Raw genomic sequence first — 19,896 nt, 5'->3', positions numbered from 1 at the left:
CCACATGTCCCTGAGATACATAAAATTACAATAAAACTTACTGAATAATTTCCTTAAACAGCAAGGTAACTCCCTCTTTATACCTTAGAAGTATTGACTATATACCGTGCAGGTTTTGGTTAATTTAAAGCCAGTATGCCATTCTAGAATATCCTTTTAACCATCTCCGATTCTTAAGGTTCTCCCCAGATATGAATATGTATAAGCGGCTTTGCCTTTGTCTTCCACTTGCGTTTGCCAGTCAGATGAGTCTGGCAGACTGGATTGATAATTCTGTGCAGAAAGCTGAAGCTCATACCATCAAGTTACGCCAGCATATCCACCAGCATCCTGAACTGGGCAATATGGAATTTAAAACCTCCGAACTGGTGCAAAGGGAACTGAAGTCCTATGGTATTGAGGTCCGCAAAGGTTATGCCAAGACTGGTGTGATTGGAGTTTTGAAAGGTGCAAAACCGGGTCCAGTCATGGCCCTGCGTGCAGATATGGATGCCTTACCCATCCAGGAAACTGCACCAGTATCATTCGCCAGCAAGCAAAAAGCGATTTATCAGGGCAAAGAAACCCATGTAATGCATGCCTGTGGTCATGATGCACATACTGCCATGCTCCTAGGGGCAGCCAAAGTTCTGGCCGCCAATAAAGATAAAATTGCAGGAACAGTGGTGTTGGTATTCCAGCCAGCTGAAGAAGGTGGTGCAGATATTGATAATTTCACCCATGGCGATCAGATTGGCTCACGCAAAATGATTGCCGATGGTGCCTTGAACAATCCAAAACCTGAAGTGATTTTCGGGATGCATGTCATGGCAGGTATGCCAAGTGGCAATATTTTCTATAAAGATGGTGCGATTTTAAATAGTGCCGATCATTTAAGCATTCAGGTGAATGGCAGTCAGGTACATGGCTCCATGCCTTGGGCAGGTAAAGACCCGATTTATGCCTCTGCCCAGATGGTGACCAATTTACAAAGTCTGATCAGCCGTAAAGCCGACCTGACTAAAGGGATGGGCGTGGTCAGTATTGGCAGCATACAGGGTGGCACAACCGGTAATGTCATTCCAGATCAGGTCAATATGGTCGGCACCATCCGTTCCAATAGTGAAGATGTGCGTCAAGGCATTTTAAAAGACTTGCCGAAAATGCTGGAACACAATGCTGCTGCCAACGATGTCAAGGTCAAGGTTGAAATCTCTCCCTATGCACCGGTCACCACCAATGATAAAACCTTGACTGAATTAATGCGCCCGACCTTAGCAAGCGTACAGGGCGAAGATAAACTGCATGTTTTAGACAACAATGCCAGCGCTAGTGAAGATTTTGCTTACTATGGCCAGCTGATGCCATCCCTGTTTGTATTTGTTGGAGCAACACCAGCTGATCAGGATATGAATCAGGCCGCACCAAACCATAACCCGAATTTCATTGTCGATGATGCGACCCTGAAAACTGGGGTTGAAAGTCATGTTCGCTTTATTCTGGACTATCCGAAAGTGGCTGAGCAGGTGCAGGCCAACTGGAAAAAGAAGAAATAATCTGATGTATCCAAATGAATGAGTTTTTGGACTCATTCATTTTTTCATCTTTCTATACAACACTTTTCTATCTGTTCTGATTTAAACATCAACTCTCTTCTCTTATATTCCACAATAACCCTAGGTAGATATTCACCGTACTGTTTGCAGCTCCCCTTAGAAAGAAAATCAATCTAAGGAGCCTTATAATAAAGAGACAGATCAAAGCAGCTAGAGTCTAGTGTTTGAATCAGAACAGGTGATTTACTCACTTTTTGCTGGTGATTCTTAATATTGTTCAATTAATTTAACAAAAACCTGTATAGGATAAGATTAATTTCTTTTAGCTATTATTTAATAGCATGCCATTCATCTATTTAAAAGCTGTCTAAATAACTTGTATTTTCAAATATATTTTTTCTTCAATATCTCCTGTCTTATCGTCTAATATTCAAGCATGTTAAATATTATATGATTTAAAACTTTAATTCTTTATTACATATTATGCTTACTCTTTACCGTTCGCTACAAATCCTCTCTCTGAAGATATTGATTGGTCTATATAAAACTTTTAAATTTAAAAAATGAGAAGCAATACTCACTTAAAATAAAAAGTGATTAAAATTCTTTAGAAAAAATATAAAGCTTAAACTGTCTATTCTGATTAAATTTTCTTCCATACATAGTTTTTAAAATACAAATAAAAATCAGCAGATAGGCATTCTAAGACTATAAAAAAGTATTCAATGAGGATTAAGTCATGAAAGTGTTCTTATTGGCGACCTGCGCTATTTTATATCCTGCAATAACTTCTGCCCAAGATGTCTGGGAGTGCAATAATGCAATTTTGCAAAGTCTTTACCCGCATCCAAATTGTATTAAAAACCCATCTAGTTCTTCACCAGATAAATTAACAATCTCAGTCAATCGTCATAAACATGTCTCCATCTGTGCCGAAAATGCCTGCTGGAATGGTGAAGCTTCAGTGACTTACGTCAACGCTCAACCCCTACTTCAACTTCCTCAAATTCGCTGGGTAGATCGTGATCACCCTCATAACAGTCCAAGTTATGTACTGTCCATAAACCGCGATACGCAATCCATTTTCTTTAAAGGCGACTATGACAATCATCCAGTTCAATGTAGGACTGTTTAAAAATTAATTGATTAGTTCTTATCGCTAGCGGTCTCTCTAATACCGCCCCTACAGATAAAATTTTTCACGTCTTTGAAATCTTGTGCCATTGGTCAAAAAAGTCAGTATGCTAAACTGCCCAGCCTGATATCACTTGACTTGTAGCCTGATTTTGGCAAATTCTAAGCTCAAAATTAGGTGCAGAAAGCAGCATTAATCTGCATGTAAAACCAATGGAAAAGCATTATGGCGAATAAATTTGAATTCAATATCCGCGTTTATATTGAAGACACAGATGCGGGTGGCATTGTCTATCACGCCAATCATATTCGCTTTATGGAACGTACACGTACCGAATGGCTGCGTGCATCAGGCATCAGCCACTACTGGCATCAAAAAGATTACAATTTTGTTGTACATAAAATTAACGTGAAATATTCGCGTCCTATTATGATGGATGACTTAATTACCGTCACTGCAAGTGTCGTTTCACTTAAAGCTTCATCTTTTGTATTGCAACAAAATATTTATCGTGGTGAAATCATGCTTGCATCGGGTGAGGTAGAGCTGGCCTGTATCGGCGCTGATATGCGTCCACGTCGCCTACCTGATGAAATACGCGACCTGATTCGACAAGAATTGGAACAAGATTAAAAAAATGAATTGGCACATGTAAACACTATGGCAACCGAGTTAGCATCATCCCTACAAGTATCAGATCTTATTTTACAAGCAAGCCCTGTCGTACAACTGGTTATGCTGTCTCTTTTACTGGCATCTCTGTATAGCTGGTATCTGATTGCCAAGCTTTACATGGGCTACAAAAAAGCACAGGCTGAAGATGAACATTTTCAGAAGATCTTCTGGTCTGGTGCTGAACTGAATACCCTTTATAACAATGCTCAGCTGAACTCTAAACGTACCGGTCTGGAAGATATTTTCTATCAGGGCCTGGGTGAGTTTCTTAAACTGAAAAAACGCAATGCCTCTACCACCCAGTCGATTGAAGGCACTGAACGTATTCTGCGCGTGGGCTTAAGCCGTGATCAGGGTAGCCTGGAAAATGGCTTAGGTGCCTTGGCCAGTATCGGTTCAGTTGCGCCTTATGTCGGTCTGTTCGGTACAGTCTGGGGCATCATGAATGCTTTCATTGGTCTGGCAGATGTGGATCAGGTCACGCTAGCAACTGTAGCGCCAGGCATTGCGGAAGCTTTAATTGCAACCGCAATTGGTTTATTTGCTGCCATTCCAGCAGTATTGGCATTCAACCATTACACAGCTAAAGGTGAAGCAGTTTATTCTGATCGTGCCCTGTTCGCAGAAGAAATGGTGGCCCTGTTACAACGTCAGTCACTTGGCCAGCCTCAGGACAATGACTAATGGCTATTCAACGTTCAGGACGCTTTGAGCGTATTAAAAAACCACTGAAAAGTGACATGAACGTCGTGCCTTATATTGACGTGATGTTGGTGCTTCTGGTGATTTTTATGGTGACGGCACCTATGATTACTACCGGTATTAAGGTTGATTTGCCACAAGCCAATAGCAATCCAATTCAAGCTGAGGACCGCCCTGCGATCGTGACTTTAGAAGCAGATGGTACGATTAAATTAGAAGATAAAAATCACGCAAATGATGTGTTAACGCTCGATGAATTAAAAACAGTCCTGACCAATGCACAAAATGAAGCACAGACTGCGAACAAACAGCTTAGCGTTTTGATTAATGGGAGTGAGACTCGTCCTTATGGCGAAGTCATGAAACTCATGTCTGCCCTACAGGATGCCGGTCTCGCACAAGTCGGCTTGCTTACCGCCCCTATAAAGTAATTTATGAAAGATTTCAAAAAGCCACCCTCTAAGCAGAAAGTGCTTGCGATTGGATTCACGATTGGAGTCCATACAGTCGCTTTGGTGGGATTACTTTATCTGGGGATGAGCAAACCGCCGGAACCGCCAAAACAGATTAAAACTGTACTGGTAAATCCTGAAGACTTAAAACCGGTCACACGTGAAGAAACCGAGTTTGATGAAACTGCCCATGAAAATGTGGCAGAACAGATCACGCAGACTGCTGAGCCTACGGAAGCAGCCCCAGTAATTCCAACTGCTGCCCCTCCAGTGACGCCACCGGCACCAAAAGTAGATACTCAAAAGGCCGCACAAGAAGCGAAAGCCGCAGAAGCAGCACAACGCAAGGCTGAACAGCAAGCCGCAGAAGCAGCAAAACGTGCTGAGGCTGCAGAACAGGCCAAGGCAGCGGCTGCTAAAGCAAAAGCCGATGCTGCAAACAAATCAAAAGCTGAACAAGAAGCTGCCCGCCGTGCAGAACAGCAAGCTCAGCAGAAAGCAGTTGCTGCAGAAAAAGCAAAACTAGAAGCACAAAAGCGAGCTGACTTAGCAGCTAAACAGCAAGCGGATGCACAGGCGAAAGCCAAGGCTGAAGCTGCTGCTAAGGCAAAAGCCGATGCTGCTGCGAAAAATAAAGCTGCCGCTGATGCAAAAGCGAAAGCTGATGCCGAAGCAAAACGTAAGGCTGATGCTGCCGCGAAAGCCAAAGCAGATGCCGCTGCCAAGGAAAAATCGGATACCGCTGCAAAAGCGAAAGCCGATGCTGAGGCCAAACGCAAAGCCGAAGCAGATGCTAAAGCTAAAGCGGATGCCACCGCCAAAAATAAAGCTGCTGCCGATGCGAAAGCTAAAGCGGATGCCGAAGCTAAAGCACAAGCTGAAGCTGAGGCAAAAGCTTCTGCTGCTAAACAGGCCGCTGAAGAAGCTGCCCAGAAAAAAGCTGAAGCAAAACGGATTGCCTCTACAGCAAAACGCGACTTTGAAAATAAGATCAAGCGTGCCTGGGATACGCCTACTGGTTCTTCCGGTCAGAAAGCGACTGCCCGGGTTACCTTAAGTGACAGCGGTTCTGTGGTTTCTGTGATCGTGAATGCTAGCGATCCAGACATGAAAGCCAGTGTAGAAGCCGCAGTTCGTGCTGCTGCACCCTACCCGATGCCATCTGATCCAGATGCACGGCGTGAAGCCCGGAGTTTCACCTCTACCTTCACTGCACAATAAAAATTTAAGCCATAATCTGAAAAACAGTTATGGCTTTTATTTTTTTAAGTTAAACTTCAGCAAAGAGCGGCAAAATAATATTCACTTTTCACAGTGTTATAACAGTTTGATCATTGCTGAGTGGTTTCATTCAGCCAAATTCATGCGATGATGTAACGCAAATCATATTCACAATAAATCCGTTGATTTGAGTAAATAACGAATGATGGAAAAAACGCGCAAACACTTACTCTGCCTTGCCATATTCGCTGCGCTGGGTACACTGACTGCAACACAATCACAGGCGCAACTGCATCTTGAAATTACTAAGGCCCCTGAAGCAGCTCCAAAGATTGCGATCGTGCCATTCAGTCAGGACCAGAGCATCTACCCGATTGTGGAAAATGACCTGAACCGTTCTGGCAAGTTTACTAGTGCTTCAAAAAACCTGCCGGCAACAGCAACCCTGAATAATCCGAATGCGGATGCCTGGGCAGCTGCAGGTGTACCTTATGTGGTAACAGGCTCATCCAAAACCAATGCTGATGGTTCTTATGAAATTCAATATCAGCTCTATGATATTGAGAAAAAACAGTATCTATTGAATGAACTGTTAACAGTACCGGCTACACGTACCCGTCAAGCTGCTCACATGATCAGTGATGCCATTTTCCAAGCATTGACCGGTATTCCAGGTGATTTTAGCGGCCGTATTGCCTATGTACTGCGCAATCCTGCGACACCTGATCAGCGTTATACCCTGCAGATTGCTGATACCGATGGTGAACAACCAAAAACCATCCTGACTTCACGTGATCCAATCCTGTCCCCAGCCTGGACACCAGATGCGAAAAAGATTGCCTATGTTTCATTTGAAACCAAACGTCCGGCAATTTACCTACAAAATCTGGCAACTGGTCAACGTGAAAAATTGGCCAGCTTCCGTGGTCTAAATGGTGCGCCAAGTTTCTCCCCAGATGGCAAGAATATGCTATTTACAGCTTCTATGCATGGCAATCCTGAAATCTATGAAATGAATCTAGAAACTCGCCAGTTAAAACGTCTGACAAATGACTCAGCGATTGATACTGAGGCGCGTTATGCACCAGATGGCAAATCTTTTATTTTCACCTCTGACCGCGGCGGTTCGCCACAGATTTATCGTTATGATTTTGCCAACAGTGCAACCAAACGTCTTACGTTCCGTGGTGCCTTCAATGCTCGCGGTACTTTAAGCGCAGATGGTAAAAAACTGGCATTGGTTCACCGTCCAAGTGGCAGTAATTACAAAGTTGCCATTCAAGACTTGAATTCAGGTGTGAATAATATCCTCACGCCTACCAGTCTGGATGAATCACCAAGCTTCTCACCAAATGGTCAGATGGTAGTCTATGCAACACGTGAAGGTTCACGTGGGCTGCTATCGATCATGTCACTTGATGGCCGTTTCCGTATGAACCTGCCAAGTGAACAAGGTGAAGTTCGTGAACCAGCTTGGGCACCTAAATAACCCATTACTTCAACATACTCAAAACTTCATGGAGATGAAGATGAAAAAAGTACAATTATTCGCACTTCCATTACTGGCTGCTGCACTAGTGATGACTGGCTGTGCCAGCCGTAAACCAGCAACACAAACGCAAACCGGTGAACTTGGCGCAGGTTCAGCCACAACTGTCGACACTCAAGGTTTGAGCGAAGATGCTGCACTAAATGCACAAAGCATGGCTGGTGCATCTTCTAAAGGTGTCACTGCTGAAAATAAAGCTTACCTGGCAAAACGTGTGGTGCACTTCGACTATGACAGTAGTGAATTGTCAAATGACGATCTTCTCACCCTGCAAGCCCACGCCCAATTCCTGATGGCAAATGCCAATTCACGTGTTGCTTTGACAGGTCATACTGATGAACGTGGTACACGTGAATACAACATGGCACTTGGTGAACGTCGTGCCAAAGCGGTAGAAAGCTTCTTGATAACGACTGGCGTGAATGCAGGTCAACTTGAAGCGGTGAGCTATGGTAAAGAAATGCCAGTGAATCCAGGTCATGACGAAAATGCCTGGAAAGAAAACCGTCGTGTAGAAATTAACTACGAAGCGGTTCCACCACTACTCAAATAAAACTGCCTGAACTGTTCTCAGTTCTGCAAATAAAAAAGCACTCATTGATGAGTGCTTTTTTTGAATGCGAAACATATTTTAGTGTTGAGCTTCTTCGTCCTCGGGATACTGCATCGACTCAATCATGTCGTGTTTATTGAACTCTTTATACTCCGGCTTAGCCTCATAAGCCTTCCAGGCTTCCTTCATCTTATCTTCAGAAATTTCATCTAAATTAATGGCTTCGCTCGGCGTAGGAGTCGCATCAAACTTTAATGTTGTCATATTTGTGCTCCTGAACCTATGTTTTCCTTTTAATCAACATAGCATTTTCTAGCGGACTTGCAAGTGTAAAATCATAGCAAATAGTCTCAGTTTAATTTTTCTTTTACCACGTTCTCATCTAAAATATAGCCCAATTACATTTTTATCATTCTGATAAATTTTTATTCGGAGTTTTTCTGACATGTCTTACCTAAGCCTTTCCCAATTTTTACAGCAAAAAACTGGGAATCTCACGCCTGAACTTGCACAAGTGATTGAAACAATTGCAAATACATCTAAGACAATTGATCAAGCACTGCAAAAAGGTGCATTGGCTGGCGTATTGGGCAGTGCTCAGCATGAGAACGTTCAGGGCGAAGAACAAAAAAAACTGGATGTCATCTCTAATGACTATTTGATCGATGCATTAAAAGTTCATCCAAATGTAGGTGGCCTGGCATCTGAAGAACTGGATGAGTTCACTCCTGCACAGGAAAATGGTCAATTCCTGGTATTGTTCGATCCACTTGATGGTTCAAGCAATATTGATATCAATATGTGTGTTGGCACCATCTTCTCGATTTTACCTGCTAAAAATGCCCTAACTCAGGCAGAAGACTTCATGCAAGCGGGTGTCAATCAGGTTGCAGCAGGTTATGTATTGTACGGTCCATCTACCATGATGGCGCTGACTGTAGGTGCAGGTACAAACTTTTTCACTTTCGATCCAGAAACCCAGGAATTCCTGCTGACTTCTGAAAATATTCAGGTTGCTGCAGATACTAAAGAATATGCAATTAATGCATCAAACCAACGTCATTGGGAAGAACCTGTAAAACGTTATATCGATGAACTTCTTGCAGGCAAAACTGGTTCTCGTGAAAAAGACTTTAACATGCGCTGGGTTGCATGTATGGTAGGCGATATTCACCGTATCCTGTGCCGTAGCGGTATCTTCATGTATCCATATGACCTGAAAGATCCGAAAAAAGCTGGCCGTTTACGTCTGATGTATGAGGCAAATCCAATGAGTATGTTGATGGAACAGGCAGGTGGTGCATCTACGACTGGTCGTGTTCGCATTCTTGACATCCAGCCTACTGACTTGCATCAGCGTGTTCCAGTGATCATCGGTTCGAAAAACGAAGTTGCTCTTGTCACTAGCTACCATAACTAATATTTAAAAACGGCAGTTGGCGTTCTACTGACTGCCGTGGACTTCTCTCCCATGCCAACAATCTTCCTTGAATCTAAAGATAATCCTAAAATTAAGCACTTGCGTGGCTTGATTGAACAGAATTCGTATCGAAAAAAGCAAGGACAAACTGTGCTTGAAGGCACACACCTGTGTCTTGCATGGCTTCATGAAAGCAAGAAAATCAATTCTATTTTCACCACCGAACATGCCCTGCAACATCCAGACTTTGAGATCATTTTACAGAAATACACCGGTGTCGTTTTCGTTATTGGTGAATCTTTATATAAAGACTTAAGTACATTAGGAACTTCGATTGCCTGTATGGCAATCGTGGATATTCCAAGCTCTAGCCAAGCATTGGATTACACCGCAGACACACTGATTCTTGAAAATGTTCAAGATCCGGGCAATGTCGGTACTTTGCTCCGCTCAGCTGCTGCGGCTGGCATTGATCAGATCATTTGCACCAAAGGTTCTGCATCGCTCTGGTCTCCACGGGTATTACGTGCAGGAATGGGTGCACATTTTTCTTTACAGTGTTTTGAAAATGTCACTTTAGAAGAAGTGCTTAATAACTTTAAGATTCCTGTTTATGTGACCAGCTCTCACCGTTCTAGCAGCTTATATAGCAAAGATTTGCGTAAGGCCTGTGTATGGATTCTGGGCAATGAAGGTCAAGGCGTTTCTGACTATGCACTGGAACATGCCGAAGCAGTTACTATCCCTCAACCAGGCGGTCAGGAATCACTGAATGTTGCCATTGCAGGTTCAATCTGTTTCTTTGAAATGGTCCGTCAACGTATCTGATCACACATTTAAGTTACTTTATTTTATTTCTCAGCGACCTGCATAAAAAATAGATTACACTAGAAAAAATAATCAAGTGTAATGTCAACCAAACCATTATTTTCAACGTTATATAGACATGTACTTGAAAATAATGGTGGGTATCCAATGACAGGATTTTCCATCTCTATGGATTTAGCGCCAAAACAGCTTCAGTCGCAAGATGCCAGTACTCTAAAGAGTACAGCTGAGTCACGCCTGAAGAATTTTATGCAAGACGTAACGGGTCGTGCATTGGTGATGATGGAAAGTGCAACCCAAAGCCAGCATGGCATTGCCATGGATCTGGTCCAGGAAGCGTTTATTTCCCTGCATAAATCCTATGCAGATCGATCCACTGAAGAATGGTATCCCCTGTTCTACACCATTTTAAATAATAAGTTACAGGACTGGCGACGTAAAGAAATGCGTCGTAATCAGCCATTTTCATTTTTTAAAAAAGTTCAGCTCGATGACGATGATGCCGAACTCAATGATGTCGTCGATGAAGCAACGCCATCCCCATTAGAGTTTCTGGATCAAGCCGTTACAGCTGAAGAAATCCAGCAAGCCATTGCCCAATTGCCTGTTCGTCAACAACAGGCTTTCATGCTTCGTGCATGGGAAGGTTTTGATACGCATACCACCGCACAAATTATGAACTGCAGCGAAGGCAGTGTGAAAACTCACTATCACCGTGCAATCCAGGGTCTGCGTGCCTCACTTGCACATCTAAATCCATTTCTGGGAGGGTCATCCGAATGAATCAAGATGATTTCTTAAAAAAAGTAACTTCCAAACTTGATGGTATGGCACAACAGCATAAGGACAAACCTGTTGTGATGAACCGTGTTCTTGAAGAAATTCAGGAGACCAAGCATTCTCGTTTTGCATTCTTCAAAATGTCAGGTTTTGCACTTGCAGCTGCCATTGCAGGTATTGTTGTTTTACCAAATGTCGCTAACCAAGAGGAGCCTCAAACCCAAGTCGTGTCCGTACCTAAGCTTTCACCCCAAATGGTTGAAGACTTGGAAATGTTAATGGTTTTAGGTGAGGACCAGGTTCCACATGGCAGCTAAAAAACTCGCACTCGCATTTTGTGCATTCGGCTTTCTGCAAACCAGCTTTGCCGGATTTGAGCGCTTTTGGATTTTTTCCAAAGATGCTGATACACAAGTCAATGAAACCTGGAATACTCTTTCAGATGCAGAACAGGTCGCTTTAATTAAGCGTTATCAGACATTAAAAGAACTTCCTGCAGAGCAAAGCGTAAGCTTACAACAGCGCATGGACTGGTTTACCCAACTGCCCGAAGCTGAAAAGCAAAAGATGCGCGAAACCTGGCAGAAAATGAGTTCTCATGAACGCAAAGAGTTAGCTTCACGTATGCAAAAAGCAACGCCTGAACAACGCCCTGCGATTCGTGAAGAATATTTCAACAAACATTTGATAGTTGCTGAAAACTAATTCTCCCAGCCCGACTATTAAAATTATTGCTAAAAATAAAAGATATTAAAAAAGCCTCAATTGAGGCTTTTTTATTGTTTCTATAACGCTTTAACTCTTGAATAAACGACGTGAACGATAAGCTGCAATGCCAAGCAGACCGAATAAAGCAATGATATTAATGGCACCGCCACCGCTGCTATCGCTATTGGTATTTTTCGCGCTATTTCTTAAAATAATAGTTGCAGTATTTGACTTTATACCTTCTGTGTCATAATAGTGATACTTAATTGGATAATCAAACTGACTTAAATTATTTTTAATCTCGAAAGTAATTTTACCACCATAACATTTCTCACTCGTCGTTCCATCCAGACATACTCCCTCACGTTCCGCATACATATTGATTAATGAAGGATCAATATCTTCAAAGCGAATAGGTGCTGCCGTGTTATCCAAATGAGTTGGAGTTTTCCTGTATTGTGGCGCTAAATTATCCATTGGTCCATCATCGTCGAAGTCATTACTTAATGGATTGACTTCTACCCTTAAATCATTTTCTGGACGAATGGTATAAATATCATTTTTAGCTACAGGTGCAATATTGTTAAAGGTTGCAGCTAATACACCCGATGAACTTTCTGCCACTACACCATTCGCTCTTTCACTATCAGAAAGATTCTCTGTAAGAGTATAAACACAATACTCACTCACACCAGGCGGTGTGATAGCACCATCCTTACGGTAAAACATAATACGTTTCAGCTCAGGCACCCATTCACATACTTGTTGTTCGTCTGGACCAAAAGGAAATAAGTTAGTTCCACCTGTAGCACTGGCATCCAATTTTCCTACACCTTTGGCTTGAGTAGTTATCGAATACTGATCTGCATCAAATGGTTTATTTCGTAGTTCACCATCTTTTTCAATTTGTTTAGGTAATGCCAATTCAAATGGATCGATATAAATTGCACGGTACTTTGCAGATATTCTCGTATTTGTTAATAAAGAATTAAAGTCATCGAGTTCAGCCTGAATTTGCAATTTTCTTGGTGCATTTCCAGGATCATCTAGCATAGCTTCCAGCTGCTGGATTCGATCTTCATAAACAGTAATCATTTCACTATATGCGATATTACTTAATGACTGTATATCTGCTGCAGTTAGGCGCATCAGTTCAACAGAACCAATATCGCAGGTATTGGCATTCTCTGGATTGAGCAATAATGTTCCATTCGAAACACGGAAAATTTCACGCTGATCACTTTCACTACAGTTAAGATGTCCAGCATTTACAAAATCTGTATTACTGTTTTTATCTATAGGGTAATACAATGGCAAATATATATTATATGGAGAGGCAGGTTTATAATCCGAGAGCAATTCTGAACGTTCTATGGCTGCAGGGATGATGATGTTTTTCGCAGCATCTATTAATTTTACGGCCGGGACCGTACATGTACTATCTAATGCATTATTTGTCAGAATCATATTAATTGACTGATCTGCCGTATTCCCTCCATTTAAGGCATAACTACAGGATTGACCGGTATTAAATGCCAATATATTAGAGTTAAATGCTTTCATTCCCTTATCATCATATAAGAGGGTTGCAGCAGCTTCATTTTCTACAATCGTATTACTCACTAAACCTAATAAAGCTAAACCATTAAGAGGCTTTTGAGTACGAGAGCTGAACTGAATAATTGCACCATCTTCTTCATCTACCCTATTTTTAGCAATAGTAGAAGCATGAATATCAATACTGCCTGCGCCACAATAATCAATGATGCTTGTGCTGGAACTCATTCCCGTTTGATAATTACCATTCTCGACAATACTGCTATGACTGATACTGGTTGGTGAGGTCGTTGGTAGTCCTTTACGCTCACAATCCATTGCCCAGACACTACCCAGTGGGGCATGATTACGCATGATCAGGGTTTTGATGAGAGATACGGTTCTTTCACTATCACTACCGACAAAGTAGATTGCTCCGCCCTCATTATCCGCTTTGGAATCGAGAATGGCGGAATTGTAGATTTTGAGTATTCCCCCAATAAATAAAGCTCCACCATTGCCACGATCGGTACTAGATGCCTTGGCATAACCATTCTTTAGCGCAATATTATTAATTTCAAGTGTAGTTCCAGAAGTAACCGTATTAAAAATTCGTGACTGGCCTTGTGCATTAATACTGGTCTGAATTGGCTGTTGGGCCGGGAAAGTTCCTTTTAATAAGTCTTTAGCCTGCTCATCAAATGGTAATGCACCATACAAAGATATTGGTGAATTTAACTTGAGCTCACCCCGAGTAAGTACATATTCACCTTTTTCTAACTGAATATAATCAGGCTGTCCAGGTAAACGATTACCTACATTACAGCTTCCATAACTTTTATTTTCATAAGCTGTTCTGATTGCTTGTCGTAGTGAACATGATTTACGATCATCTATATCCAAAGTCGTCGTTACTTGGATAATTCTACTTTCAGCTGCCATCAATGACATAGTTGACAAAAAGGCAGCTGTGAAAAGTCCTTTTTTATAATTCTTCATCACGTATTTCCAAATTATTTTTCTAGTTTTCGCCAGGTCAAGCCGCCCATCAATAGTATCAGCCAGAATATACTGGTTGCCCCACCTGATGTTTTGACTTTATCGCTTTTCATATTATTTTCTGCTTCCATTACGATATTTACTCGAATTGGAAGATAAGCTGCATTTGAATCAAAACGATTCATCGTAGTCACTACACGTATAGTAAATAGATCTGCGCCTGCTTTAGGATTTTTTGGGGTATAAACTAAATTACCATCCAAATCCAAAGAAACGGTTCCCTTAGAACTTACATGAGCCTGTTGTTCAATCAGTAAACAGCCGTCTTGCCATTCTTCACCCTGAGGATGGTCTAGTACCACTTCCTTACATTTCTCTTTAGGCAGAAGATCGCTATCACCTAATGCTTCTATGATAGAAATCCGGGCCACCTGATTATTTAACTTACCGATCAGTAAATCCTGTCCCACCAGACTCGTATCTCTGGAATCTTGGATTTCGATTGCACCTCGATCGCATTTACCAAACGGTGACTTGCCACGCTGGTCATAACCTACACATCCAGCTTTAGTTTTATCAGTATTCTGTTCACCTTTATTCAAGATTGGAGTGGTATTCAAACTTGTATATGTCATCAGGATTCTTGGCCTGAAATACCCCAAAAATTGTTTTTCATTTTTAAAATAGGGGCATAAAATCGCATTTGATGAAGTGGTAATATTCGGACACTTGCCCTCTAACTGATCACCAGTAAGAACCGTATAAGCATCATCCAGAATTTCATTTGCATAAATAGAAGACCCCATACCACAGGAGTTTCCTACCAAGTTATTCTGCAAAATAGAACTCACTTTGACTTGCTCAGAACTAAATTGACAGTTCTGATCAGTGTTAGCAGAGGTACTCCCTGGATTATTCAATACAATACTATTTGCTAGATAACCAGGTTTGTTTACTACATCGAACTTGACCCCAATTGAATTACTTATAATTGTGGTGTTATTAATAGCAATAGCATCAAGAATAGTTACTGCTGCCCCTGTATTTCCATACAGAGTAGAACTGTAAATTGAAGATTGTGGCAAAACAAGTACATCAGTTTCTTCATTGGATAACACATCTTCAGTATAAATATTGGATGAACGAGAACTTGTAGCTGTCGTTGTATTTTTACTAATTACAGATTGCCTGATATGGAAGTTTGGTAATTCATTATAAATAGCCCCCCCTTCATTCGCTGTATTGTTTTCGAGTAAGGAGTTTTGAACCGTGAGGCTACCATTTTTAGTTTGATCGGTCTTATTTGTGCCAGCGATATAAATTGCTCCTCCATCGTTGGCCATACCGCGATGTAATTTCACATACTCTAGGGTGAGCTTACCTTGGTTATAAATTAAGCCTCCTTTGCTCACTTTACAACTGATAGCACCACATCCTTCTAGTGTAACTTCACGCAGTCTGACAGATACGGTCTGATTTTTTTCTGAAACTGTTTCAGAATTAGCAATACTGAAAATTCCGCCCAAGGTATTAGCAGGCAGATTGTCCATAATTGTTATAGTTGCATTGCTCAAACCATCCTCTAGATTATCCCCCATCTTCTTTTCATAGGTGGTATGGATATACATGGAGCGTATTATTTGTAATGGAGAATTTAACTTATAAATTTCCTTCTCTTTTAACTTAATAACAGGAACAGGCTTGTCATCCCCACAGCCCAGATAAGGCTTATCCATCCCCTGATTAATATATTGCACAGCCTCACGTAGGGAACATTCTTTATCATCCCTGACGATATCTTCAGTGGTGGTGACGACAATTTCAGCACTGTATGCCTGCCCCATAATACATAGCAAAGCAATGCCTAAGCTCTTCTTGAGCATGACCTTCTCCTAATTTCTTATATTCTTTCTTTTTATTCTAAAATCGCATCATCCTAGCGATATTTGAATTATTTTGCTCTAATCTGTCATAACTTGAGTAATTACTCAAGATTTTTTATTATTTATCGATATTCGTCAATCAATGCATAAATCTGCCTTAAATTAGCATTACTCACTTTGAGTTTCTCACCCTTTAAAAGTTGAATAATCTGTTCAAGTGTTTGTAAAAGTACTGAGGTCTGATGCGGACCATGACTCAGCAGGTAATCAAAAATTTGCTGATCCAGATGAATCCCACGTCTATCCAATACTGATGATACCAAGGCAAAACGGTCAGCATAAAGACTTCCGTTCGGAACGCGCGTACTTACCGCTTGGGTCAAACGAGACTGTAAATCCGGTAATTCCAGCTTAAGTTCAATCGGAGCAAACCTTGAAGAAAAGACCAGCTGACCACCGCCTTCATTATTATAATTAATTAAGTGAAAAACTGCCTTTTGCCAGTGGGGTACGCCACTAATCGCTTCAATATCATCTAAAGCTACCAGATCATAGCGGTCAAGTGAGGTAATGGCTTCTGTAGGTGCATCCAAAAGTTCCAATAAAGAGACCTGAATTGCAGTTTTCCCCACTTCTAAGTAAGAATCACAAATTGCAGAAAGTAAATGACTCTTACCTGTTCCAGCACCCCCATAGACATAGAAACGATTAATCAGACCCGCATGGAGCTGGCGAATCGCATCAATTACATGTCCCCATCCCGGACCCGAAAAATCACTGATTCGGGCATCGAGCTGGGGTTCAATATCAAGTTGCAATTGACGCATATCTATTTTTTGGCCTATCCATCTTTAAGCTGGGTTTTTTCAATCTTACTCGATTTTTCATCTGCTTGCAGTGCTTTCTCATGAGGCGATTTCAGGTCAATATCTACATCTACATTAGGGGTTTCAATATTGATAGAGCCAGTAGAGGCCTTTTGGATGATGAGGGTTCTATTATCGTAGAGTGCACTTTTTTCATAGAATTCACGGGCATGACGCAGTAATACAACGATCACCGCAGCGACTGGCAAGGCAATCAGCATACCCAGGAATCCTGCCAGTTGAGCACCTGCCAATACGGCAAATACCACAGCGACTGGTGACAGGCCTATTTTATCGCCAAGCAGGAATGGTTGCAGGATATAGCCTTCTACCGCCTGACCTACCATGAATACAATGCCTACTAGAACCAGTTGCCACCAGTCAATTCCAAACTGGAATAAAGTCGCCACTACTGCTGCAATAATCCCAACTGCAAAACCCAGATACGGGATAATACTGCACAGGCCTGCGACCATCCCGATGATCAGGCCGATTTCCAGGCCAATCAATTGTAAACCGACGGCATAAACAACGCCTAGTAATACCATGACCAGAAATTGTCCTTTCACAAATGCACCCAAAACTTCGTGACATTCACCAACAACTTCCAAAGTACTACGCTCGTATGGACGTGGAATGAGTCGGCGCATGCTGTCGAGCATGCGTTCCCAGTCGAGCAGGAAATAAAAAGCAATGATAGGAATAAGAACAATTGTTCCACCAATCTGAATAAAACTGATCCCTGATTGTGCCAATTTCAAGGCCATTGCCTGAATGCTGTCGGCACTATAATTGGTCTGGACATAATCCATGACCACACTGGAAATCTGGTTGGTGTCAATTTCCATTGGCACGAGATTAAAAGTATCAGACAGCCACGGCAGGAAAGTATAATTGACCCAGTGAATTCCAGCAGGAATGCTGTCGCGGGCATACATTAACTGTTTCCACACCAACGGCACCAAGTACCACATGGCTAGGGTCAGCACCACCCCGATCCCGATAAAAACAATACTGATAGAGAGCCAGCGCGGCAGACCAATACGATGTAAACGATCAACCAAAGGACTAAATAGATAGGCGATAAAAAATGCGCCGACAAATGGAACAACAACAGGCTTAAGTAGGTATAACACCCAAATAATCAAGGCGATACCAGCCAAGATAAAAATGCGACGTAAGGTACGATCTACCATAAAGTCTTGCCTTTTCTCTATTAATCATTATAAAAAGTAAAATATTTGAATAAAGATAGCATTTTAGGACATAAATAACATAAGAGTTTCGTATATTCGGGTATAATCAGCGCCGCGAATGCGGAGACTTCATTATGAGCAACTCAACTTCTACCCCAAACACTGGTTTAAGCTACAAAGATGCAGGTGTCGATATTGAAGCGGGAGACGCGTTAGTCGACCGAATCAAGTCCGTCGCTAAGCGCACTAAACGTCCTGAAGTTATGGGCGGTCTTGGTGGCTTTGGTGCACTTTGTAAAATCCCTAAAGGTTATGAAGAACCTGTTCTCGTATCTGGCACTGATGGTGTTGGTACAAAATTACGTTTAGCATTGAATTTGAACCGTCATGACACAATTGGTCAGGATCTGGTTGCAATGTGTGTAAACGACCTTCTCGTTTGTGGTGCTGAACCACTGTTCTTCCTGGATTACTATGCAACTGGTCACTTGAATGTTGATGTCGCAGCAAATGTTGTTACTGGCATTGGTGCTGGCTGTGAACTTGCTGGTTGTGCATTGGTTGGCGGTGAAACTGCTGAAATGCCAGGCATGTATGAAGGCGAAGACTACGACCTTGCAGGTTTCTGTGTGGGTGTTGTTGAGCAAAGTAAAATTATTGATGGCTCTAAAGTTAAAGCAGGCGATGTGCTAGTTGGTGTTGCATCTTCAGGTGCACACTCAAATGGTTACTCACTACTTCGTAAAATTCTTGACGTGAAAAACGTTGATTTAAACCAGATCATCGATGGTCGACCACTTGCTGACGTAGCAATGGAACCAACACGTATTTATGTAAAACCGATTCTTGAATTGCTTAAACAGGTAGATGTGCATGCAATGGCACACATCACTGGTGGTGGTTTGCCAGGTAACCTGCCTCGCGTACTTCCAAACGGGGCTCAAGCAGTTGTGAATGAGTCTTCTTGGGAATGGCCTGAACTATTCAAGCTTCTTCAACGCGAAGGTGGTGTAGAACAGTTTGAAATGTATCGTACATTTAACTGCGGCGTAGGTATGGTACTTGTTGTTGACGCAGCAGATGCAGACAAGACTGTAGACGTACTGAACAGCCTTGGCGAAAAAGCATGGACGATGGGTCACATTGCGGACAATGCCGAGTCTGTAGAAGGCGCTGATGAAAAAATCCGTGTGATCTTCGCATAATCGCATGATTAAAATTGCTGTTCTTGTTTCAGGCAGTGGATCTAACCTGCAAGCCTTGATTGATGCCAATCTGTCAGGGCAAATTGTCGGCGTAATTTCCAACAAGCCTGAAGCTTATGCTTTAGCGCGTGCGCAAAAAGCTGGAATTCAGACTGCAGTCATTGAACACAAGCAGTATCCGAATCGTGAAGCCTTTGATGATGTAATGCATCAGCAACTGTTAGATTGGGATGTGGATTTAGTGATACTGGCAGGCTTTATGCGAATTTTAAGTGAAAAATTTGTTAAAGCCTGGGAAGGTAAAATGGTGAACATCCATCCTTCTCTCTTGCCGAATTACAAAGGTATGCACACGCATCAAAGGGTGCTGAATACTGGGGATACCCTGCACGGCTGTACCGTACATTATGTAACCGCTGAACTGGATGCTGGTCAGGCCTTGGCTCAAGGGGTTTTAAAAGTATCTCATCAAGATACGACACACTCTTTAGCTCAGCGCGTGCATGTACTGGAACATCTGATTTACCCGCAAGTGGTGGAATGGATCTGTACTGGTACGATTCAGCATACTGCTGCTGGCGTAATGTATCGCGGTGAGTTGATGCAGGAACCGGTTCAATTCTGCAAATTCTAAAGAATACACTGCATAAAAA

20 protein-coding genes are annotated in these 19,896 nt (G+C 42.0%); 15 read left to right on the top strand and 5 right to left on the bottom strand.

Going from position 1 to position 19,896, the window contains the following annotated elements:
• Positions 1–197: 197 nt before the first annotated feature.
• The 8 genes from ACS72_RS14215 to pal all read left to right on the top strand — a co-directional run bounded on the left by ACS72_RS14215 (position 198) and on the right by pal (position 7,822).
• Positions 198–1,535 carry an amidohydrolase gene (locus ACS72_RS14215; protein WP_171249872.1) on the top strand — a complete coding sequence of 446 codons (1,338 nt, stop codon included), beginning with the start codon at positions 198–200 and terminating at the stop codon, positions 1,533–1,535.
• A 739-nt stretch (positions 1,536–2,274) separates the two neighbouring features.
• Positions 2,275–2,670, top strand: coding sequence for a hypothetical protein (locus ACS72_RS14210; protein ID WP_004815116.1), 396 nt, complete (start codon positions 2,275–2,277; stop codon positions 2,668–2,670).
• A gap of 225 nt (positions 2,671–2,895) precedes the next feature.
• Positions 2,896–3,303 (top strand): tol-pal system-associated acyl-CoA thioesterase, encoded by a 408-nt coding sequence (gene ybgC, locus ACS72_RS14205; protein ID WP_004815113.1) that lies wholly within the window; start codon positions 2,896–2,898, stop codon positions 3,301–3,303.
• A 27-nt stretch (positions 3,304–3,330) separates the two neighbouring features.
• Positions 3,331–4,029 carry a protein TolQ gene (tolQ, locus tag ACS72_RS14200; RefSeq protein WP_004815111.1) on the top strand — a complete coding sequence of 233 codons (699 nt, stop codon included), beginning with the start codon at positions 3,331–3,333 and terminating at the stop codon, positions 4,027–4,029.
• Positions 4,029–4,478 (top strand): protein TolR, encoded by a 450-nt coding sequence (gene tolR, locus ACS72_RS14195; protein ID WP_004815110.1) that lies wholly within the window; start codon positions 4,029–4,031, stop codon positions 4,476–4,478. The genes tolQ and tolR overlap by 1 nt, the downstream gene beginning before the upstream one ends.
• Positions 4,479–4,481: 3 nt before the next feature.
• The gene (gene tolA, locus ACS72_RS14190; protein ID WP_004815108.1) at positions 4,482–5,720 is read left to right on the top strand and encodes a cell envelope integrity protein TolA; all 1,239 of its coding nucleotides are present in this window, start codon (positions 4,482–4,484) and stop codon (positions 5,718–5,720) included.
• Between the two features lie 205 nt (positions 5,721–5,925).
• Positions 5,926–7,209 (top strand): Tol-Pal system beta propeller repeat protein TolB, encoded by a 1,284-nt coding sequence (gene tolB, locus ACS72_RS14185; protein ID WP_171249871.1) that lies wholly within the window; start codon positions 5,926–5,928, stop codon positions 7,207–7,209.
• A 40-nt stretch (positions 7,210–7,249) separates the two neighbouring features.
• A complete protein-coding gene (gene pal, locus ACS72_RS14180) occupies positions 7,250–7,822 on the top strand; it encodes a peptidoglycan-associated lipoprotein Pal (protein WP_048882451.1) in 573 nt (190 codons plus the stop codon).
• Between the two features lie 78 nt (positions 7,823–7,900).
• Here pal and ACS72_RS14175 read toward each other — a convergent pair whose 3' ends face one another.
• Complete coding sequence (locus ACS72_RS14175) at positions 7,901–8,086, bottom strand: NF038105 family protein (RefSeq protein WP_048882450.1); 186 nt, start codon at positions 8,084–8,086, stop codon at positions 7,901–7,903.
• A gap of 181 nt (positions 8,087–8,267) precedes the next feature.
• Between ACS72_RS14175 and ACS72_RS14170 the strand changes: the two genes are divergently transcribed.
• From ACS72_RS14170 to ACS72_RS14150, 5 genes are all read left to right on the top strand, one after another.
• Positions 8,268–9,242, top strand: a complete 975-nt coding sequence (locus ACS72_RS14170) for a class 1 fructose-bisphosphatase (RefSeq protein WP_048882449.1) — start codon at positions 8,268–8,270, stop codon at positions 9,240–9,242.
• Positions 9,243–9,293: 51 nt separating this feature from the next.
• Positions 9,294–10,070 carry an RNA methyltransferase gene (locus tag ACS72_RS14165; RefSeq protein WP_048882448.1) on the top strand — a complete coding sequence of 259 codons (777 nt, stop codon included), beginning with the start codon at positions 9,294–9,296 and terminating at the stop codon, positions 10,068–10,070.
• Between the two features lie 168 nt (positions 10,071–10,238).
• Complete coding sequence (locus ACS72_RS14160; protein ID WP_004815096.1) at positions 10,239–10,853, top strand: RNA polymerase sigma factor; 615 nt, start codon at positions 10,239–10,241, stop codon at positions 10,851–10,853.
• The gene (locus tag ACS72_RS14155; protein WP_004815094.1) at positions 10,850–11,167 is read left to right on the top strand and encodes a hypothetical protein; all 318 of its coding nucleotides are present in this window, start codon (positions 10,850–10,852) and stop codon (positions 11,165–11,167) included. Before ACS72_RS14160 ends, ACS72_RS14155 begins: the two co-directional genes overlap by 4 nt.
• Positions 11,157–11,555, top strand: coding sequence for a DUF3106 domain-containing protein (locus ACS72_RS14150; protein ID WP_048882447.1), 399 nt, complete (start codon positions 11,157–11,159; stop codon positions 11,553–11,555). The genes ACS72_RS14155 and ACS72_RS14150 overlap by 11 nt, the downstream gene beginning before the upstream one ends.
• Positions 11,556–11,645: 90 nt before the next feature.
• Here the strand turns inward: ACS72_RS14150 and ACS72_RS14145 are convergent, their stop codons facing one another.
• The 4 genes from ACS72_RS14145 to cxpE form a co-directional block, all read right to left on the bottom strand.
• The gene (locus ACS72_RS14145; protein WP_228156240.1) at positions 11,646–14,093 is read right to left on the bottom strand and encodes a hypothetical protein; all 2,448 of its coding nucleotides are present in this window, start codon (positions 14,091–14,093) and stop codon (positions 11,646–11,648) included.
• Positions 14,094–14,107: 14 nt separating this feature from the next.
• A complete protein-coding gene (gene rbtA, locus ACS72_RS14140) occupies positions 14,108–15,976 on the bottom strand; it encodes a rhombotarget A (protein ID WP_048882445.1) in 1,869 nt (622 codons plus the stop codon).
• A 122-nt stretch (positions 15,977–16,098) separates the two neighbouring features.
• Positions 16,099–16,803 (bottom strand): DnaA regulatory inactivator Hda, encoded by a 705-nt coding sequence (hda, locus tag ACS72_RS14135; RefSeq protein WP_004815088.1) that lies wholly within the window; start codon positions 16,801–16,803, stop codon positions 16,099–16,101.
• Between the two features lie 14 nt (positions 16,804–16,817).
• Positions 16,818–18,038: a chloramphenicol efflux transporter CxpE gene (cxpE, locus tag ACS72_RS14130; RefSeq protein WP_004815086.1), complete on the bottom strand. Its 1,221-nt coding sequence runs from the start codon at positions 18,036–18,038 to the stop codon at positions 16,818–16,820.
• A 134-nt stretch (positions 18,039–18,172) separates the two neighbouring features.
• On the opposite strand from cxpE, the gene purM reads away from it, so the two are divergent.
• Both purM and purN read left to right on the top strand, forming a co-directional pair.
• Positions 18,173–19,243 (top strand): phosphoribosylformylglycinamidine cyclo-ligase, encoded by a 1,071-nt coding sequence (purM, locus tag ACS72_RS14125; protein ID WP_004892154.1) that lies wholly within the window; start codon positions 18,173–18,175, stop codon positions 19,241–19,243.
• Between the two features lie 4 nt (positions 19,244–19,247).
• Positions 19,248–19,877, top strand: a complete 630-nt coding sequence (gene purN, locus ACS72_RS14120) for a phosphoribosylglycinamide formyltransferase (RefSeq protein WP_008302413.1) — start codon at positions 19,248–19,250, stop codon at positions 19,875–19,877.
• Positions 19,878–19,896: the final 19 nt, after the last annotated feature.

Source organism: Acinetobacter sp. VT 511 (genome assembly GCF_001077515.1).
GTDB classification, from domain to species: Bacteria; Pseudomonadota; Gammaproteobacteria; order Pseudomonadales; family Moraxellaceae; genus Acinetobacter; species Acinetobacter schindleri.
The sequence above is the reverse complement of the archived record's forward strand: the minus strand, read 5'-3'. Positions and strand labels throughout refer to the sequence as shown.

What these genes read in the sequence shown, in the direction of transcription:
- purN (WP_008302413.1), top strand. Translation starts at nt 19,248, where the DNA reads ATGATTAAAATTGCTGTTCTTGTTTCAGGCAGTGGATCTAACCTGCAA.
- ACS72_RS14160 (WP_004815096.1), top strand. Translation starts at nt 10,239, where the DNA reads ATGGATTTAGCGCCAAAACAGCTTCAGTCGCAAGATGCCAGTACTCTA.
- ACS72_RS14165 (WP_048882448.1), top strand. Translation starts at nt 9,294, where the DNA reads ATGCCAACAATCTTCCTTGAATCTAAAGATAATCCTAAAATTAAGCAC.
- tolQ (WP_004815111.1), top strand. Translation starts at nt 3,331, where the DNA reads ATGGCAACCGAGTTAGCATCATCCCTACAAGTATCAGATCTTATTTTA.
- ACS72_RS14170 (WP_048882449.1), top strand. Translation starts at nt 8,268, where the DNA reads ATGTCTTACCTAAGCCTTTCCCAATTTTTACAGCAAAAAACTGGGAAT.
- ACS72_RS14175 (WP_048882450.1), bottom strand. Translation starts at nt 8,086, where the DNA reads ATGACAACATTAAAGTTTGATGCGACTCCTACGCCGAGCGAAGCCATT.
- ACS72_RS14150 (WP_048882447.1), top strand. Translation starts at nt 11,157, where the DNA reads ATGGCAGCTAAAAAACTCGCACTCGCATTTTGTGCATTCGGCTTTCTG.
- tolB (WP_171249871.1), top strand. Translation starts at nt 5,926, where the DNA reads ATGGAAAAAACGCGCAAACACTTACTCTGCCTTGCCATATTCGCTGCG.
- ACS72_RS14155 (WP_004815094.1), top strand. Translation starts at nt 10,850, where the DNA reads ATGAATCAAGATGATTTCTTAAAAAAAGTAACTTCCAAACTTGATGGT.
- cxpE (WP_004815086.1), bottom strand. Translation starts at nt 18,038, where the DNA reads ATGGTAGATCGTACCTTACGTCGCATTTTTATCTTGGCTGGTATCGCC.
- tolA (WP_004815108.1), top strand. Translation starts at nt 4,482, where the DNA reads ATGAAAGATTTCAAAAAGCCACCCTCTAAGCAGAAAGTGCTTGCGATT.
- pal (WP_048882451.1), top strand. Translation starts at nt 7,250, where the DNA reads ATGAAAAAAGTACAATTATTCGCACTTCCATTACTGGCTGCTGCACTA.
- hda (WP_004815088.1), bottom strand. Translation starts at nt 16,803, where the DNA reads ATGCGTCAATTGCAACTTGATATTGAACCCCAGCTCGATGCCCGAATC.
- ACS72_RS14210 (WP_004815116.1), top strand. Translation starts at nt 2,275, where the DNA reads ATGAAAGTGTTCTTATTGGCGACCTGCGCTATTTTATATCCTGCAATA.
- rbtA (WP_048882445.1), bottom strand. Translation starts at nt 15,976, where the DNA reads ATGCTCAAGAAGAGCTTAGGCATTGCTTTGCTATGTATTATGGGGCAG.
- ACS72_RS14145 (WP_228156240.1), bottom strand. Translation starts at nt 14,093, where the DNA reads ATGAAGAATTATAAAAAAGGACTTTTCACAGCTGCCTTTTTGTCAACT.
- ACS72_RS14215 (WP_171249872.1), top strand. Translation starts at nt 198, where the DNA reads ATGTATAAGCGGCTTTGCCTTTGTCTTCCACTTGCGTTTGCCAGTCAG.
- tolR (WP_004815110.1), top strand. Translation starts at nt 4,029, where the DNA reads ATGGCTATTCAACGTTCAGGACGCTTTGAGCGTATTAAAAAACCACTG.
- ybgC (WP_004815113.1), top strand. Translation starts at nt 2,896, where the DNA reads ATGGCGAATAAATTTGAATTCAATATCCGCGTTTATATTGAAGACACA.
- purM (WP_004892154.1), top strand. Translation starts at nt 18,173, where the DNA reads ATGAGCAACTCAACTTCTACCCCAAACACTGGTTTAAGCTACAAAGAT.